Source organism: Glycocaulis sp., from assembly GCF_052168375.1.
In the GTDB taxonomy this organism is placed as follows: Bacteria; Pseudomonadota; Alphaproteobacteria; order Caulobacterales; family Maricaulaceae; genus Glycocaulis.
In genome coordinates, this window is sequence record NZ_JBQLZR010000281.1 from 14,255 (window position 1) to 27,181 (window position 12,927).

General features: G+C 66.7%; 20 protein-coding genes and 1 tRNA gene. 8 read left to right on the top strand and 13 right to left on the bottom strand.

Annotated elements, in window-relative coordinates; genetic code table 11:
• Window positions 1-271: 271 nt before the first annotated feature.
• Genes ACTS2Z_RS11410 through ACTS2Z_RS11460 form a run of 11 tightly spaced genes read right to left on the bottom strand, consistent with a single transcriptional unit; the run spans window position 272 to window position 5,638 of the window.
• The gene (locus ACTS2Z_RS11410; protein WP_442573332.1) at window positions 272-1,084 is read right to left on the bottom strand and encodes a hypothetical protein; all 813 of its coding nucleotides are present in this window, start codon (window positions 1,082-1,084) and stop codon (window positions 272-274) included.
• Window positions 1,081-1,923 carry a helix-turn-helix domain-containing protein gene (locus ACTS2Z_RS11415; RefSeq protein WP_442573333.1) on the bottom strand — a complete coding sequence of 281 codons (843 nt, stop codon included), beginning with the start codon at window positions 1,921-1,923 and terminating at the stop codon, window positions 1,081-1,083. Before ACTS2Z_RS11415 ends, ACTS2Z_RS11410 begins: the two co-directional genes overlap by 4 nt.
• Window positions 1,920-2,273, bottom strand: coding sequence for a hypothetical protein (locus tag ACTS2Z_RS11420; RefSeq protein ID WP_442573334.1), 354 nt, complete (start codon window positions 2,271-2,273; stop codon window positions 1,920-1,922). The genes ACTS2Z_RS11415 and ACTS2Z_RS11420 overlap by 4 nt, the downstream gene beginning before the upstream one ends.
• The gene (locus ACTS2Z_RS11425; RefSeq protein ID WP_442573335.1) at window positions 2,273-2,611 is read right to left on the bottom strand and encodes a hypothetical protein; all 339 of its coding nucleotides are present in this window, start codon (window positions 2,609-2,611) and stop codon (window positions 2,273-2,275) included. The genes ACTS2Z_RS11420 and ACTS2Z_RS11425 overlap by 1 nt, the downstream gene beginning before the upstream one ends.
• Window positions 2,608-3,069 (bottom strand): helix-turn-helix domain-containing protein, encoded by a 462-nt coding sequence (locus ACTS2Z_RS11430; RefSeq protein ID WP_442573336.1) that lies wholly within the window; start codon window positions 3,067-3,069, stop codon window positions 2,608-2,610. Before ACTS2Z_RS11430 ends, ACTS2Z_RS11425 begins: the two co-directional genes overlap by 4 nt.
• Entirely contained in the window at window positions 3,066-3,602 is a 537-nt protein-coding gene (locus ACTS2Z_RS11435) for a GcrA family cell cycle regulator (RefSeq protein WP_442573337.1), read from the bottom strand. The genes ACTS2Z_RS11430 and ACTS2Z_RS11435 overlap by 4 nt, the downstream gene beginning before the upstream one ends.
• Window positions 3,599-3,961, bottom strand: a complete 363-nt coding sequence (locus tag ACTS2Z_RS11440; protein WP_442573338.1) for a CHC2 zinc finger domain-containing protein — start codon at window positions 3,959-3,961, stop codon at window positions 3,599-3,601. Before ACTS2Z_RS11440 ends, ACTS2Z_RS11435 begins: the two co-directional genes overlap by 4 nt.
• Entirely contained in the window at window positions 3,951-4,358 is a 408-nt protein-coding gene (locus tag ACTS2Z_RS11445; protein ID WP_442573339.1) for a hypothetical protein, read from the bottom strand. The genes ACTS2Z_RS11440 and ACTS2Z_RS11445 overlap by 11 nt, the downstream gene beginning before the upstream one ends.
• Window positions 4,348-4,956: a phage regulatory CII family protein gene (locus tag ACTS2Z_RS11450; RefSeq protein ID WP_442573340.1), complete on the bottom strand. Its 609-nt coding sequence runs from the start codon at window positions 4,954-4,956 to the stop codon at window positions 4,348-4,350. The genes ACTS2Z_RS11445 and ACTS2Z_RS11450 overlap by 11 nt, the downstream gene beginning before the upstream one ends.
• The gene (locus ACTS2Z_RS11455) at window positions 4,953-5,444 is read right to left on the bottom strand and encodes a hypothetical protein (RefSeq protein ID WP_442573341.1); all 492 of its coding nucleotides are present in this window, start codon (window positions 5,442-5,444) and stop codon (window positions 4,953-4,955) included. The genes ACTS2Z_RS11450 and ACTS2Z_RS11455 overlap by 4 nt, the downstream gene beginning before the upstream one ends.
• Window positions 5,441-5,638 (bottom strand): hypothetical protein, encoded by a 198-nt coding sequence (locus tag ACTS2Z_RS11460; RefSeq protein WP_442573342.1) that lies wholly within the window; start codon window positions 5,636-5,638, stop codon window positions 5,441-5,443. Before ACTS2Z_RS11460 ends, ACTS2Z_RS11455 begins: the two co-directional genes overlap by 4 nt.
• Between ACTS2Z_RS11460 and ACTS2Z_RS11465 the strand changes: the two genes are divergently transcribed.
• Together ACTS2Z_RS11465 and ACTS2Z_RS11470 are read left to right on the top strand one after the other, a co-directional pair.
• The gene (locus tag ACTS2Z_RS11465; protein WP_442573343.1) at window positions 5,623-5,739 is read left to right on the top strand and encodes a hypothetical protein; all 117 of its coding nucleotides are present in this window, start codon (window positions 5,623-5,625) and stop codon (window positions 5,737-5,739) included. The genes ACTS2Z_RS11460 and ACTS2Z_RS11465 overlap by 16 nt on opposite strands.
• A 50-nt stretch (window positions 5,740-5,789) precedes the next feature.
• On the top strand, window positions 5,790-6,377 hold the full coding sequence (locus ACTS2Z_RS11470) for a hypothetical protein (protein WP_442573344.1): 588 nt from the start codon (window positions 5,790-5,792) through the stop codon (window positions 6,375-6,377).
• Here ACTS2Z_RS11470 and ACTS2Z_RS11475 read toward each other — a convergent pair.
• Entirely contained in the window at window positions 6,374-6,871 is a 498-nt protein-coding gene (locus ACTS2Z_RS11475; RefSeq protein ID WP_442573345.1) for a hypothetical protein, read from the bottom strand. The genes ACTS2Z_RS11470 and ACTS2Z_RS11475 overlap by 4 nt on opposite strands.
• 135 nt (window positions 6,872-7,006) lie before the next feature.
• Here ACTS2Z_RS11475 and ACTS2Z_RS11480 point away from each other — a divergent pair, with 135 nt between their 5' ends.
• The 6 genes from ACTS2Z_RS11480 (at window position 7,007) to ACTS2Z_RS11505 (ending at window position 12,609) form a co-directional block, all read left to right on the top strand.
• On the top strand, window positions 7,007-7,444 hold the full coding sequence (locus ACTS2Z_RS11480; protein WP_442573346.1) for a hypothetical protein: 438 nt from the start codon (window positions 7,007-7,009) through the stop codon (window positions 7,442-7,444).
• Window positions 7,441-9,666, top strand: a complete 2,226-nt coding sequence (locus tag ACTS2Z_RS11485; RefSeq protein ID WP_442573347.1) for a ParB/RepB/Spo0J family partition protein — start codon at window positions 7,441-7,443, stop codon at window positions 9,664-9,666. The genes ACTS2Z_RS11480 and ACTS2Z_RS11485 overlap by 4 nt, the downstream gene beginning before the upstream one ends.
• Window positions 9,663-9,893, top strand: coding sequence for a hypothetical protein (locus tag ACTS2Z_RS11490; RefSeq protein WP_442573348.1), 231 nt, complete (start codon window positions 9,663-9,665; stop codon window positions 9,891-9,893). Before ACTS2Z_RS11485 ends, ACTS2Z_RS11490 begins: the two co-directional genes overlap by 4 nt.
• Window positions 9,890-10,465 carry a hypothetical protein gene (locus ACTS2Z_RS11495; RefSeq protein WP_442573349.1) on the top strand — a complete coding sequence of 192 codons (576 nt, stop codon included), beginning with the start codon at window positions 9,890-9,892 and terminating at the stop codon, window positions 10,463-10,465. Before ACTS2Z_RS11490 ends, ACTS2Z_RS11495 begins: the two co-directional genes overlap by 4 nt.
• A gap of 4 nt (window positions 10,466-10,469) precedes the next feature.
• Window positions 10,470-10,805, top strand: coding sequence for a hypothetical protein (locus ACTS2Z_RS11500; RefSeq protein ID WP_442573350.1), 336 nt, complete (start codon window positions 10,470-10,472; stop codon window positions 10,803-10,805).
• A gap of 172 nt (window positions 10,806-10,977) precedes the next feature.
• Window positions 10,978-12,609, top strand: a complete 1,632-nt coding sequence (locus ACTS2Z_RS11505) for a recombinase family protein (protein WP_442573351.1) — start codon at window positions 10,978-10,980, stop codon at window positions 12,607-12,609.
• On the opposite strand, the gene ACTS2Z_RS11510 is transcribed toward ACTS2Z_RS11505, so the two are convergent.
• Window positions 12,566-12,642: transfer RNA gene (locus tag ACTS2Z_RS11510), tRNA-Met, on the bottom strand. The two genes, ACTS2Z_RS11505 and ACTS2Z_RS11510, sit on opposite strands and share 44 nt — an antisense overlap.
• Window positions 12,643-12,927 lie beyond the last annotated feature (285 nt).

A 12,927-nucleotide genomic window follows, 5' to 3' on the forward strand; every position in this document is an offset into this window, starting at 1 on the left:
GAACGGCCTGTCCGCACAGTAGCGTCAAGCGCTAACCGTCAACCCGTCAACGATGTTGAAAGCCTGTGTGTCTGGCAAAATCCCGCGCTTTGACCGCCCGTATACGGGAAAGGCGCCCAGGAGGACCCGCGCGATAGCTCAAGCACTTGATTTTTTGGGGTATTTCAAAGCAAAGCCCGGCGCGGGGTTTCCGGCCGGGCTTCTGTCGGGCGCACATTCGCCCCATGGACAAAACAGATACATCCAAAGGACCTTTGCCGTCAAGTCGCTTTCAGTAGCCAAGTTGACGGCGGAGGCTGTCAGCGGCCTCAATCAGCAGGGCGATGCGGGCGCCGCCAGCATACTTCTCCTGTTTTATCGGATAGATAGCCCCGATGCAGAACTCCGGCAGCGGCCTGTCATTCATCAGCACATGCTCGAGGATGAGCGCCTGCGCCTCGCTCCCCAGCCCGGCCTTCAGGCGGCGATACTCGCGCAGCGCCTCGATGGCGTGGACGTGCCGGTGGGTGGCATCACCGCCCCCTCCCCCATCGACCCGGATGCGTTGCGGGTCGACAGCCCCGAGGCCCACCTGCGCCGCCTGCCAGCGATCGTGATAGTGGTAGAGCGCGGCCAGCTGACCCCGGCTGAAGAGCGCAGGCCGGTTGCGCGAGGGCGTGGCCATCTGGCCCAGCTGCCGCGTAGGCGCCAGCGCCCGCAGGTGCTTGCCGTCAGAGACCAGCCCGCGCGCCATCGCCGTGAACGGGTCCATGTCGGCCGTATCGACACGCCGGGCCAGCGCCTTGCGGACCGCCCGCAGCGCCTCGTCGCGAGCCTTGCGGGCCGACGCGTCCGATGCCTGGGCAGGATCGATCGCGGCGCGGCCCGCCTTCATGCATTTGGCTTGGGTGATCCGTTGCAGGCTCGCGTCCTGTTCGGCCTTGCGCCGCGCTGATCGCTCCGCCTCTGAGGGCTTGGCCTTCACGTCAGGCGTCACTCCATGGCTCGCCTTGATGGCCTGAACGCGTGCCCGCTGCCTTGCGCGTTTGGCATCGCGCACCGCTGCCTCAGCCTCGGTGCCTGCCCTTTTGCCACGAGCGCTCATGGATGCACGTCCTTCTGGTTGCTTTCGCTTCGGATCGACCGGACCCCGGCCTCGGTCAGCACGCCCCTGAAATCCCGCCACAGATCCGCCGCCACAAACTCGTTGGGAGCGATAAGCCGCCCGTCCTCGATCCGAAGCAGGTTGAAGCGCGCACGGGCCATGTCCGGCCCCACACGTTCGCGGATGAAGGTCCGGAAACGGGCCGCGTCGAGTTCAGGCGGAGGCGGATCTGCCCGGTCAGGCGCGGCAGGCAAGCCCGCCATGGCCTGCGCGGAGAGGGACGGCCCGCCCGGTCCGGCCCCCTCAAGGCCGGGACCGGAGGCGGGCTTTGACGCCTCGCGCGCCCGCGCATTTTCTCTTGGAGGTTCTATTGAAGGTTCTATCGGACTCCCGTGTCCGCTTTTACGGTCGTCAATGTCCGCTTTTGTGCCGCCAGAGTCCGCTTTTACGGCGTTCAGAAAAGCGGACCTGATGTCCTCTTTTACAGATTGCAGCAGGACGCTCTCGCGCATCGCCTTCGTGGTGGCGAAGCGGGTCCGGCACTCCATCGCTTTCCATGCCTTTTCGGCAGCCTCGAACCCGGCCAACTGCATCTGGTAGCGGTTCACCCGCCCGCGGCCACGGCGCACATCGACGGTCAGAAGCTCCGCCTTCTCCATCTGACGAAGAATGCGCCTGACAGACCGCGGCGCGAGGCCCGTCATCTTCGCCAGCGTAGACATGGCTGGCCAGCACCACCCGTCATCGTCGGCGTGATCTGCCAGCTTGAGAGCAACGAGCAGCCCTGCGCCTTCAAAGAGACCCGACGCCCATACATGGCCGGTGGCTTTATTACTCACACCGCCCTCCGTTTCAGCTCTTCCACCCACGCGCGGTGCGCGTCCTCGCCATTCCAGCGGCGGACAGCGGCCTCGTAGACGCCGGTCAGGTCCATGACCGGGTTCCCGTCAGCGTCCAGAACCGCCCGTCCATCGGGCGTCTTCAAAGGCTGGCGCTGCGCTTCACCGACGAATTTGACGAGGCCATAGGGGTCGATGCCGCGCCGGATCAGGGCCACGTCCTGGTCGAGAACGGCGGCGTTGATCGCCTGCAGCATCGTCTCGCCCAGCGTGTTGCGGGTAAGGGTGTAGGGCGCAATCACCGCACCGATATCGGCGGGCGGTGCCCAGTCTGCGAAGGAGTTGGACATCACGCCGCCCTCGCCCCGTTCATCAGCAGATCCCGGCGCAGCGCGTCCCAGCCCATCAGGCCGGTCTGGCTCATCATCTGCCGGTCATCGAACGGCCCGGCGGTCGGCGCGAAGACATAACCCTGCCCGCCTGCATCGCCATAACCTTGCAAGGCGCGGTCGCTGGTCAGCGCGGCAAGCCAGAACACACCGCCCGGCGAGCCGAGCACGTAGACGCCCGTCTCCAGCCGGAAGACCAGCTTTGCAAACCCCGGAAAAGCGCGCTCCGTCGCCTCCCAGGCATAGGTTTCCAGTGGCGTCAGACCCTTGGCGATCAGCGCGGAAAGCGGCGAGGTCATGCCACCCTCCTGGCCGCCCGCGCATGGCGCATCCGCGCCGCGTCCAGCTTGCCCGTCAGATTGTATCCGCTCACCTTTGGCAGGTGCGGGTGCATTGCCTGCCAGCAGGCAGCGAGATAGAGCGCAGAGCTGTGATCGCGTCCGCCGAGCCACTGGCCGATGCGCGGCCATGACAGGCCGAGCTCGATGCGCAGCCGGTAGGCGCACTCCTTGCGAACCCGAACCAGACGGGCAGGCTTCAACCGCCCGCAGATCTCGTTGACGGTAACGCGCCGCTGCTCGGCGATATCGCCCAGCAGCATGCGCGCCCGAAAGGCAGCGGGCCTGCGCAAGGCGCCTGCATCAATGACGCCGTTGCGCGTCCAGACGAGCGGATAATCCTCGCACTCAGGATCAAGGCCATAGGCAATGCCGCAAAGCGCCTCTCGCGCTTTAGCGATGGGGTGAAGCGCGCTCATCTTGCCTCACCTCGCTTCGGCGCGGGCACGCGGCAGAGGGCGTGGTGATCAGCGCAGTAGACACTGCCCGGCTTCACGCTTGTCCCGCAGAACAGATGCACGCCGCCGCGCGGCGGGTCGTTGACCGGATAGCTGCACCCGCCCTTGGGCCGGTCTTCCAGCCTGTAGGGAGCGCAAGCGCGCGGCTCCGCTGGCAGCTCTATCGCGCGGACAGGTCTGGCGGGCGGTCGCGCATCCATCACCCGGAAGGGCTGGGCTTTGCGAGGACGGCCCTTGACCTGTCCTGACGGGTCTCGGGCTTCACTCGCGGCTATGGATTTGCGGGGCGGCACGCTCGGCAGTTTTCGCCCGGCACCGATCAGGCCCATCCGGTCCAGCTTCGCCGTCACGGCATTGCGGGTGACGCCGCGCAGGTACTGCGCGATATATCCGGCGGTATGGCCGTCCGACCACATCTGCTTGGCGATGGCTTCCCGCTCGTCATTCCACGCGATACGAAATGACGGCTTGGGATTGGGTTCGTGCTCGCTCATCCGAACAGCTCCCCGGTCTTGTCGCAGGCCCCCGCCTTGCCTTCGATCCGGCCTTCCAGCCAGCGGCAGGCTTCGCCGAAGCCCGTCCCGCGCGCGGCGCGGACATAGCCGATCACATCGCCTGCCCCGCGGCAGGCCGTGCAATGGAAATGCTCGCCGTGGGCGCTGATCTTGGCGGTCACCTCGCCCTTGCAATCCGGGCAATCGGCCAGCCAGCCTTCGGCGTGCGGCTGGAGGCGGGAGCCGAGCGCCTCGGCCACATCATCAATGCCGATCGCGTCCTTGATGGCCTGTGCCCGGTCACGGCGGTTAAGGGTGTCGGCCCTGCCAACCTCCCCGATCAGGTAATCAGCGGTCATGGGCAGGGATCCCTCTCAATATGCCGGGCAAGGCGTCCTGTCCGGGCTTGCGGCCAGCGCTCATCACTTCACGGGCAAGGATCGTCACGGCCCCGGCGAAGCGCTTGCGGGCCGCGAAGTCGTGGCGCTCTGACCATTGCAGGCCCAGCTGGCGCATCGCTCGGAACAGGTCCGGATCGGGACAGCCCTGGACATCATCGACGCCCGCGAGCGTTCGCTCCGCATGGCGGCGCGCCAGCAGGCCATGACCTTCATCGTCGGACTGCAGCGCCTTCAGCAGTTCGAAGGCCGTGACCACGTAGAGCGGCTGGTGGAGTTCGGTCTTTGCGGGCTTCTGGCGGGCAGCGCGCTTGGACGGTGCCGCCATGGCCTGCAAGGAGAAGAGATCACTCGCCATGTTCGCCTCCCAGCCCTGTCGAGGGCTGCAAGGGCGACTGCCCGTCCGCCCCCATGGGCGGAACATCGCCCGCCGGATGGCTGGCGGAACGTGAAGACGGAATCTGCAGACCGTCCCCGAGCTCCGGATACCGCGCCGCGATTGCCGTCTCGAGAGCCAGCAACGAAGCGATGGCCTCGCGCACTTCGCGCACCACGCCGACAGCCTCCGTGCGGTCGATTCGCCCGCCCTTGCTCAGCGCTTCCGCGATCGCCGTGATGGCTTCGCCGGTCTCTTTCAGGGCGGCATAGTCCGCGCCCGTTGCACCGACCGTCTCGGGGCGTGGCACGAGCATATAGCCCGCCAGCCGGGCCAGAGCTTCGGTGACCCAGGGCCGCTCGGCGTCCAGTTCGGCATCAGCGATGACGTCTGCGGGCATGAAGGCGGCGTGGGCGTGGCTGGCGTAATTGAGCAGGGTCTGCCCGCATCCGCGGGTTTGCCGCGCGAAGCTTTCCGCCGAGCCATTGTCCCGCATCAGGCTGGCAGTGGCTTTCTTCAGGGCGCGATAATCGGCATCGGACCTTAAACGGCGTTCGGGCGGACGGGCGTGGGAGGTCATGGTTCACACCCCTCCCAGTCCAGATACGCGGCAGGCTCGGGCGTCCCGTCTGCCAGCTGGATGACAGCCGGGCGAAACCGCCAGCGGTCGCCAGCCTTCGCCCGCCGCGCACGGCCTGCCGCGTCATCGGCGATCCGCATCCGCAGCATGGGCGGTTGGACCGGGCTGTCGCTTTCCAATCGGCGAACGCCGTTCGCCGGTGTAGCGTCTCCGTCATGGAAAGCTTTCTCATCCTCCGGGGCGTCCGCCCCGTCGGTGCGGCGCATGGGCGCCGGCGGGCAGTCGCCCTTGCAGGCCGCTCTCGCGGCCTGAAATCCATACCCCGACACCCCATCACACGGCTTCGCCGCCTGCGCGGCGCCGCGCGCACGGGCGCCCGCCTCATCGGCGCGCCCTTCGATGCCCGGCGCGGCTGGGTGCTGGCCTGCGCCTTGCGGGACCATGAGGATGCGCAGCCGTGAGACGCGGATACGATAGGCGGGCGTCATGGCCGGACCTCCGCCTCGATTTCGGTCAGCGCCTTTTCAACGGCGATGAGATTCTCGACCGACCGGGAGGACCATCCATCCTGCAGCATCATGCGGATCGTCGTCGGCGGCAGCCCCGATCTCTGGGCCAGCACCTTGGTCGGAACGTTTTTTGCCTTGGCAACAAGGCCCGCAATGGTTGCTTCGATGCTCATGGCGCAAAGTAACAACGATTTTTCGTCGTTCTGTCAAGCCGGTTTCGTGGAAAGGTCCACGGGGCAGTCGCGGCCTATCTGCGGTATGCCTCTGCGTATGAGTGAATGGGCAGATCAACGACGGGCGGCGTTCCGCCGCACGATGGAGCGGATGGGCCTTCCGAGGGCCGCTGATATCGCACGCGCTTCCGGCGTCCCCGCAACGACGCTGCGTTCCTATTTCAGCGGGAAGGCTGACACACTCAACTCGCGCAACGAAATGAAGATCGCCCGCGCACTCGGACTGTCCGTCGATGCGCTGTACGGCGAAGACTATTCCAGTCAGGGCCAGAACCGGGTCTGGGTGAAGGGCTATCTGGGAGCGGGCGGCGGAATCACGCCCTTCGAGGGTCTGGCCCAAGGCCAGGGTTTTTACGATGTCGCCTATCCGACAGGTGCCGCGCCCGGCATGAAGCTGGCCGCGATGGAGATACGCGGCTTTTCCATGCCGCCGGCACAGGATGGCTGGCTGGTCTATTACGAGGAGCGCGGCCACGTCGATCTCGACGCCATCCTCAACCGGCCCTGCGTGGTCGAGCTGAAAACCGGGGACCTTGTCTTCAAGACGGTGCGGCGCGGCTTCCAGCCAGGCCGCTTCTCCCTGCACTCATGGGATGGGCGCGAACCGATGGACGATGTCGAGATCCGGCGCGCCATGCCGATCGTGGCACTGGTCCCGCCCTGGGCAGACGGCCGCTAGCGCCTGTTAGGGCATAGCTGACGGATCCGATCAACAGCCACTCGACCGCCTCGAGCATCGAAGGTCACGGTTCGAGAACCGAAATACTCACCGCTGTAGCGCACACGCAGAATGTCAGCACCACCAATTTGCCTTAGCAGCGCTTCGACCTGCCGTGGGCGACTTGTTGAAATGACCGAAAACCCAGCCGAACGCTCCATTGATCTTGCACTGAAGGGAGCGTCATCAGCTCGAGTTTCCACCCAGACAGAAAGATCTGGAATGTCCTCAATCGCGTCGATGCCCACAGATGCAATCGAGCCTTGGCAAACCATGAGCAAACGAGGCCGGACAGGCGTGCCGTTTCGAGCTTGAATCGTCTCAGCTGCACTTACCGAAGCGCTTAAAACGATACGGTCGGACATAGGATCGACGACTTCCGATACCTGCCAAGCTTGCGCCATTGCCACCGGCGCAAACGTTATGCTCAGAAAAATACCTAACGCGACACGCATCACCGACTCCAAACTCCGTTTCAGTCAACACTAACCACTGCGGGGCCACCCTCTAACAACGATTTTTCGTTTTTCTTGTTGACGGCGACGATTTTTCGTCGTTACGGTTCCGGTCACCTAATCAGGAGACCGACCATGTCTGCCACCATCCTGCCTTTCCGCCCTGCGCGGCCATCAACCACCACCGGCGCACCTGTGCGCCTGGCCGACCGGCTGCTTGAAGCCGCGCTTGCCTTGCGCATCGCGGCGCGCCGCCAGCGCCCAGCCCCCGAACCCCGCCGCCTCGAGATCGGTGAGAAGGTCCTGTTTCAATGGCCCTCGGGCGAGCAGAACCGGATGCGGCTGCCCTCCCCGCAGCAGGCCGGAAAGACGTCTGGCCGAAACGATGCGGGCGCGGGCCGGGAAAAACTCAACCTCGCCGTCGGCGTCATCACGAGCTGGCTGAGCTACGGCCCCCGCGAAGAGGACCGCTGCTACTTCATCCAGCTCACCGAAGGACCGGACCGCGGCACGCGGATCTGTCATCCGCGCAAGGGCCTGATCACGGTCTTCCCGCAAGGCGGTGACGCATGAACCCGGCCCTCGAAACCCTGACCCTTGCCGATCTGACCCTCGCCCTGCGACTGGCGGGCGTGACCGGCGGCAAACCATCCTACAAGGACCTTGCCGCCCAGCTGGACCGCGACGCGTCCAATGTCCGCAAGAGCGTCTTGCGGCTGGAGAAGCTCGGCCTTGTCACGCTGGATCCGGTCAGCCTGTCGACCGATCTGGCTGACGCCATGGAGCGCCAGTTCGGCGAACGCCGTTCGCCGGATGACGCGGACTCCCAGCCGCCGCAGGCGGCTGCAAGCGCGACCGCGCGCCCGCAGCGTGAGCGAGGAGGCGACGGGCTGGATAGCCCGGAGCACCAGAATAATAATCCCACTTTCCTCCCCCACGGATCGATCCAGCCTTCGCCCCTGAACCCGCGCAAGGCTTTCCGCGAGGAGGGCATTGCCGAGCTGGCTGCCTCCATTGGCGCGCAAGGCATGCTGCAGCCGGTTCTGGTCCGTCCGATCGACGGCGGGCGGTTCGAGATTGCCGCAGGCGAGCGGCGCTGGCGCGCCGTGCGCAAGCTGATCGAGGACGGGTTGGCCGAGGCCGACGCCCCGGTGCCGGTCATCGTCCGCGAGATGAGCGATATCGAACTGGTCGAGCTGGCGATCGTCGAGAACCGCGACCGCGAGGACGTCCATCCGCTCGAGGAGGCAGAGGCCTATCTGACCTTGCAGCGCCTGCGCGAGGAAGAAGGCGGCGATCCGGGCGAAGTCAGCGCTGAGCTCGCCACGCGCGCCGGTCGCAGCCGCCGCCACATCCAGAAACGCATCGCACTGGCCACGCGCCTGTCGGGCGCGGTGAAGCAGGCTTTCGCGATGGGCGATATCAGCCTTGCGCAGGCCCAAGCGCTTAGCCCTTGGCCGCAAGAGCGGCAGGACGCGGCGCTGGACCTGATCGTGAACCGCCGCCATGGCTGGCAGACCGCCGACGAGATCAACCGCCAGATGCGCTCCGGCCATCTTCTGGCAAAGCACGCCCTTTTCCCGCTCGAGGCCTATACCGGCGAGACGCTGGAAGACGATGCAGGCGACATCATCCTGACCGACCGGGCGCAGGCCGAGCGCCTGCAGCGCGCCGCGTTTGAAGCGGTCGTGGAGGAGGAACGCAAGGCAGGCTGGGCCGAGGTCGAGGTTTGGCCGGGAGACGAGTATTTCAATGCCCGGGCTTACGAGCAACACCCGCTCGGCAAGGACGCCCCGAAGGACGAGGCCGAGCTGCATATCCGGCTGGATGACCGCTCGCTGGAAGCGCAGGCGGTGTATCTGGTCCACGAGGCGGAGGACGAGGGCGAACCGGCCCCTGCCCGCGAAGCCGGCACCACGTCCGCGACCGTCGAAGCCCAGCCTGAACACCCCACCACCCCGCCTTTCTCGAAACGTCACTGGATTGCGGCCGCGAGTGAAAAGACGACGCGTCTGCAGACCGCGATCGCCGCCGCGCCGCCTCGCTATGCGATGGCGCTTGCCGTGCTGGCGCTCGGGCCGCAAGCCGACTTCCGCTACAGCGGCGTGCAGGAGCCACAGAACTGGCTCCACGGCCACCGCGCCGATGGCGAGGACAGCAAGGTTCTGAACGCTGGCATGCTGGCCTGGCGGAACTCAGGCGAGGATCTGGCGGGGCGGTCGGGCTTCAAGGCCCACGCCACGCTTGGCGCAGTAATCGATGACCAGACCGAGGCGCTGGCCACTCTGGTCGAAGCACCCGAACTGCCCGCGCTCTTTGCCGCGCTGATCGCTGCACAGTGCGGCAGCTGGCCCGGCTATGGCAACGCGCCCATGGGCGACAGCCTGTTCGTGCGGGTGCTGGCCGGTCAGCTGGAGGACCTCCTCCCGCCATGGAAAATGGACGCCACCTATCTCGAGCGCTTTTCCCTGCCCCAGCTCGCCCGTATCGCCGATGCCTGCATCAAGCCCTCAGACCCGGACAGCGGCGACCGGCCCTCGGCGGACATGCCGGCGAAGAAGGCCGACGCGGTCAAATGGATCCTGAACCATGTCTGGCGGGATCTGACATGGCTGCCGCCTGAAATGCACTTTGACGCCGCCGCCGATCTCGATGCGCGGGTCAGCGCCATGCTGGCGGGCGATCCGGCTGGGCCGCGTCCGGGCAAAGGCACGCCGTCTGCCCTCGTGGGCGGAACCGCCTGTCCCCGCGCAGGCGGGGAACCGCTGGATAGCGCTGAGGAGCAAGCACAATGACCCGGCCCGGCTTTCCCCGCACCCGCCGCCTGCGCCAGCGTGACTGGCAGGGCGAACCGGCGAACGGCGTTCGCCGTTGGCTGACCGGCGCCCTTGCCGCGACAATCGTCTTTCTCCTGCTCATCGCCGCCATAACGGACTTGCGCGGGCAAGGCGTTGAGGGCTGCCGCAACGATGCAGGCTGGATCAGCTGCGAGAGCCAGCTGGCCGAAGGCGGCGCGGCATGATGGGGCGCATCGCACGCTGGTGGCGCTCGATTGGTGAGGCTGCACGCCGCGAGATACGCGGCGCCGTCTTCTGGCTTGTGGCGTTCGTGCTGGCAGGCATCGCCGTCGGATACCTGATGCGCATTGCCGCCCTGCTGACGGCGATGACCGCGGCAGGCCAGGGGGCTACGCCCTTCCATCCGTCCAACGCGCGCGACGGTCTCATCGTGATCGACAGCCATAACGGCGGAAACGTCATCATGCACCGGGTGGAAATCATGTGGGCGCTCGAGGCTGGCCACCGCATCGAGATACGCGACCGGTGCATGTCCGCCTGCGCGATGATCCTGGAGCATCGCGAGGCGATCCGGTCGGGGCAAATCGTGATCAGCCCGCGCGCCACGTTCGGCATACACGCCGCGCGCAACGCGGAAACCGGCCTGATCGACCGGCCCATGACCGAATACGTCATGCGGCATTACCCGCAATCTGTCCTTCGAGCCGCGCGCGTGCCCGGCCCGGATCAGATCGGCCTACGCATGCACCTGGTCCATGGCCGCGATTTGAGCGCCGCAATCCAGAGGGGGGAGTGAAACCGTGAAACGTGACACTGTGAAAGGCCCGTTCACCGAGCGTGAGATCGAAGCCCTGCGCGCGGGCCGTACGGCAGAACCCCCCGTCCCCTTCCCCGAACTCGCGCGCCAGCTGGGCCGGACAGCCGAAACCCTGCGCGCCAAGGCTTACAAGCTGGGCCTGATCGAGCTGGGCAATCCCGGCCCGGCCGTCCAGCCCGGCGCCGCCTTTGCCCGCTATCGCGAACGCAAGGCCCAGCTCATGGCAGGCGGCATGAGCGAACGGCAGGCCACGTTCGAGGCCAGGCGCGATTGTCCCTTCGACGCGCCCCGCGGCGCTTCCAGTCTGGAGCTGTTCTGATTCCAGCTTCACCTGCCAGCCCGCCGCCGGCAGCGCCGGACGGAACCCGGCCCGGATCACCGGACGGCACCGGCTTGCTTCCTGCCGAGCGCGATCTCATTGTGGCGCTGGCAAGGGGCATGGCGCAGCGTGACCATGCTCTGGCTACGGGGCGGCAAGCGGGGCAGGACAGGTGACCACAGCGATCTATGCGCGCTATTCGACCGACAGGCAGACCGAATCCTCGATCGAGGATCAGGTGCGCCGGGCCGAGCGTCTTGCCTCCAGCCTCTCCCTCGGGCCATGTGTGACGTATTCGGACGCCGCCCTTTCCGGGGCCTCCATGGCGGGCCGCACGGGCCTGACGGCCCTTCTGGACGCCGTGGCAGGCGGGCGCGTGTCTGCCGTCATCGTGGAATCGCTCGACCGGCTCAGCCGGGACCAGGCCGATCTTGCCCTGATCTGGCGGCGCCTGCGCACGCGCGGCGTGCGGCTCATCACGGTCAGCGAGGGCGAGATCGGCGATGATCCGGCCGGGCTGATGCAGGTCGGTCTGCGCGGAATTATCGGCGCGATGTATCTCAAAGACCTCGCCGACAAGACGCGGCGCGGGCTGGAAGGCGTGGTCGCAGACGGCCGTCATGCCGGGCCACCGCCCTATGGCTACGAACTGGCGCCCGCCCCCGCCACGCCGGGCACGCTCCGGATACGCGAAGACGAAGCCGCGATCGTGCGCCGGATCTGCCACGACTATTCAAGCGGCCTCTCGCCGCGCGCGATCGCGGTGGCCCTGAATGCGGAAGGCGTACCTGCCCCGCGCGGCACACCGTGGCGCAACACGACGATTTTCGGCCAGCCGCAGCGTGGCAACGGGATCCTGTGGAACCCGCTCTATCGCGGCACGCGCATCTGGAACCGCAATCGCAAGGTGAAGGATCCTGAAACCGGCAAGGCCCGCATGGTGGCCAATCCGCCGGACGCGTGGATCTCGCAGCCTGCTCCCGACCTCGCCATTCTGGACGCCGGTCTCGCGGCCCGGGTGGACGCCCGGCGCACTGCCAGTGCTGGCACGCGCCCGGAAAAGGCACGCCGGCCGAAGCGCCCGCTCTCGGGCATGCTGCGCTGCGGATCGTGCGGTGGCAATCTTGTCATCGCCGGCGGCGCGCCGCAGCGCTATGGCTGCGCCACGCACAAGGAGACCGGCCAGTGCAGCGGCATCGGCACGGTGCGCGCCGATGGAATCGAGGCGCGTGTGCTCGCGGCCCTGAAACACCGCCTTCTCAGCCCGGAGGCGATCCGGCTGGCAGTGGATACCTATCGCGAGGAACGCGCCCGCCTGGCCGCCGAGAGCCATGCAGACCGCAGCCGCGTCGAGACCCGCATCGCCCAGCTCAAGCGGCGCGAGGCCCGCCTGCTGGAGGCGTATATGGACGGGTCCGGGCCGAGCAGCATGCTGGCACCGCTGAAAGACATGGAAGCCGAACGAATCGCGCTCGAGGCGGAGCTGGCCAATCTCGACGCGCTGTCGGCCGTCACCACCCTGCACCCGCATGCGGCGGGCGCCTTTGCCCGGATCATCACAGAGCTCGAAACCAGCCTTGCCAGCGACCCGGCCGGCGCCGGGCTGCCCGCCGCCCAGCTCGCCCACGCCATCAGCGCCGTCCGCCAGCTGATCAGCTGTATCACCGTGTCCAGAAACGAAAAAAGCGGCGAGGCCGACCTCCTGGTGGAGGGGGACCTCGCCGCTTTGTTGTCGTTATCTGAGGGCAGTCAGATAACAGTGGGTGCGGGGGCAGGATTTGAACCTGCGACCTTCAGGTTATGAGCCTGACGAGCTACCGGGCTGCTCCACCCCGCGTCAGAGGGGCGCCGTTCTTCAGAAAAAAAACTGGCACCCGGAACCGCCCTTTGCGAGCGGGACGGTCTACCTAACGAATGGCGGTCAAGGCGTCAACGCCTTGTGCAGTAACCCCAATCGTGTACTGGCCAAGCGAGGCGATCACGCTATTGTGATCCGGGGCTGAAATCAGGGTGAGCGGGATGTCCACCTTCTACGATCGGGCTTTGCTGGCCGACCGCGCAGGCGACCTGCCTGCGGCGCGAGCGTTGCTGCAACAGGCTGTTGAGGCTGGTGAAGCGCAGG

What these genes read in the sequence shown, in the direction of transcription:
- ACTS2Z_RS11485 (WP_442573347.1), top strand. Translation starts at nt 7,441, where the DNA reads ATGAACCCGGCCCTCGAAACCCTGACCCTTGCCGATCTGACCCTCGCC.
- ACTS2Z_RS11460 (WP_442573342.1), bottom strand. Translation starts at nt 5,638, where the DNA reads ATGAGCATCGAAGCAACCATTGCGGGCCTTGTTGCCAAGGCAAAAAAC.
- ACTS2Z_RS11495 (WP_442573349.1), top strand. Translation starts at nt 9,890, where the DNA reads ATGATGGGGCGCATCGCACGCTGGTGGCGCTCGATTGGTGAGGCTGCA.
- ACTS2Z_RS11455 (WP_442573341.1), bottom strand. Translation starts at nt 5,444, where the DNA reads ATGACGCCCGCCTATCGTATCCGCGTCTCACGGCTGCGCATCCTCATG.
- ACTS2Z_RS11445 (WP_442573339.1), bottom strand. Translation starts at nt 4,358, where the DNA reads ATGGCGAGTGATCTCTTCTCCTTGCAGGCCATGGCGGCACCGTCCAAG.
- ACTS2Z_RS11475 (WP_442573345.1), bottom strand. Translation starts at nt 6,871, where the DNA reads ATGCGTGTCGCGTTAGGTATTTTTCTGAGCATAACGTTTGCGCCGGTG.
- ACTS2Z_RS11440 (WP_442573338.1), bottom strand. Translation starts at nt 3,961, where the DNA reads ATGACCGCTGATTACCTGATCGGGGAGGTTGGCAGGGCCGACACCCTT.
- ACTS2Z_RS11430 (WP_442573336.1), bottom strand. Translation starts at nt 3,069, where the DNA reads ATGAGCGCGCTTCACCCCATCGCTAAAGCGCGAGAGGCGCTTTGCGGC.
- ACTS2Z_RS11435 (WP_442573337.1), bottom strand. Translation starts at nt 3,602, where the DNA reads ATGAGCGAGCACGAACCCAATCCCAAGCCGTCATTTCGTATCGCGTGG.
- ACTS2Z_RS11480 (WP_442573346.1), top strand. Translation starts at nt 7,007, where the DNA reads ATGTCTGCCACCATCCTGCCTTTCCGCCCTGCGCGGCCATCAACCACC.
- ACTS2Z_RS11420 (WP_442573334.1), bottom strand. Translation starts at nt 2,273, where the DNA reads ATGTCCAACTCCTTCGCAGACTGGGCACCGCCCGCCGATATCGGTGCG.
- ACTS2Z_RS11490 (WP_442573348.1), top strand. Translation starts at nt 9,663, where the DNA reads ATGACCCGGCCCGGCTTTCCCCGCACCCGCCGCCTGCGCCAGCGTGAC.
- ACTS2Z_RS11410 (WP_442573332.1), bottom strand. Translation starts at nt 1,084, where the DNA reads ATGAGCGCTCGTGGCAAAAGGGCAGGCACCGAGGCTGAGGCAGCGGTG.
- ACTS2Z_RS11450 (WP_442573340.1), bottom strand. Translation starts at nt 4,956, where the DNA reads ATGACCTCCCACGCCCGTCCGCCCGAACGCCGTTTAAGGTCCGATGCC.
- ACTS2Z_RS11470 (WP_442573344.1), top strand. Translation starts at nt 5,790, where the DNA reads ATGGGCCTTCCGAGGGCCGCTGATATCGCACGCGCTTCCGGCGTCCCC.
- ACTS2Z_RS11425 (WP_442573335.1), bottom strand. Translation starts at nt 2,611, where the DNA reads ATGACCTCGCCGCTTTCCGCGCTGATCGCCAAGGGTCTGACGCCACTG.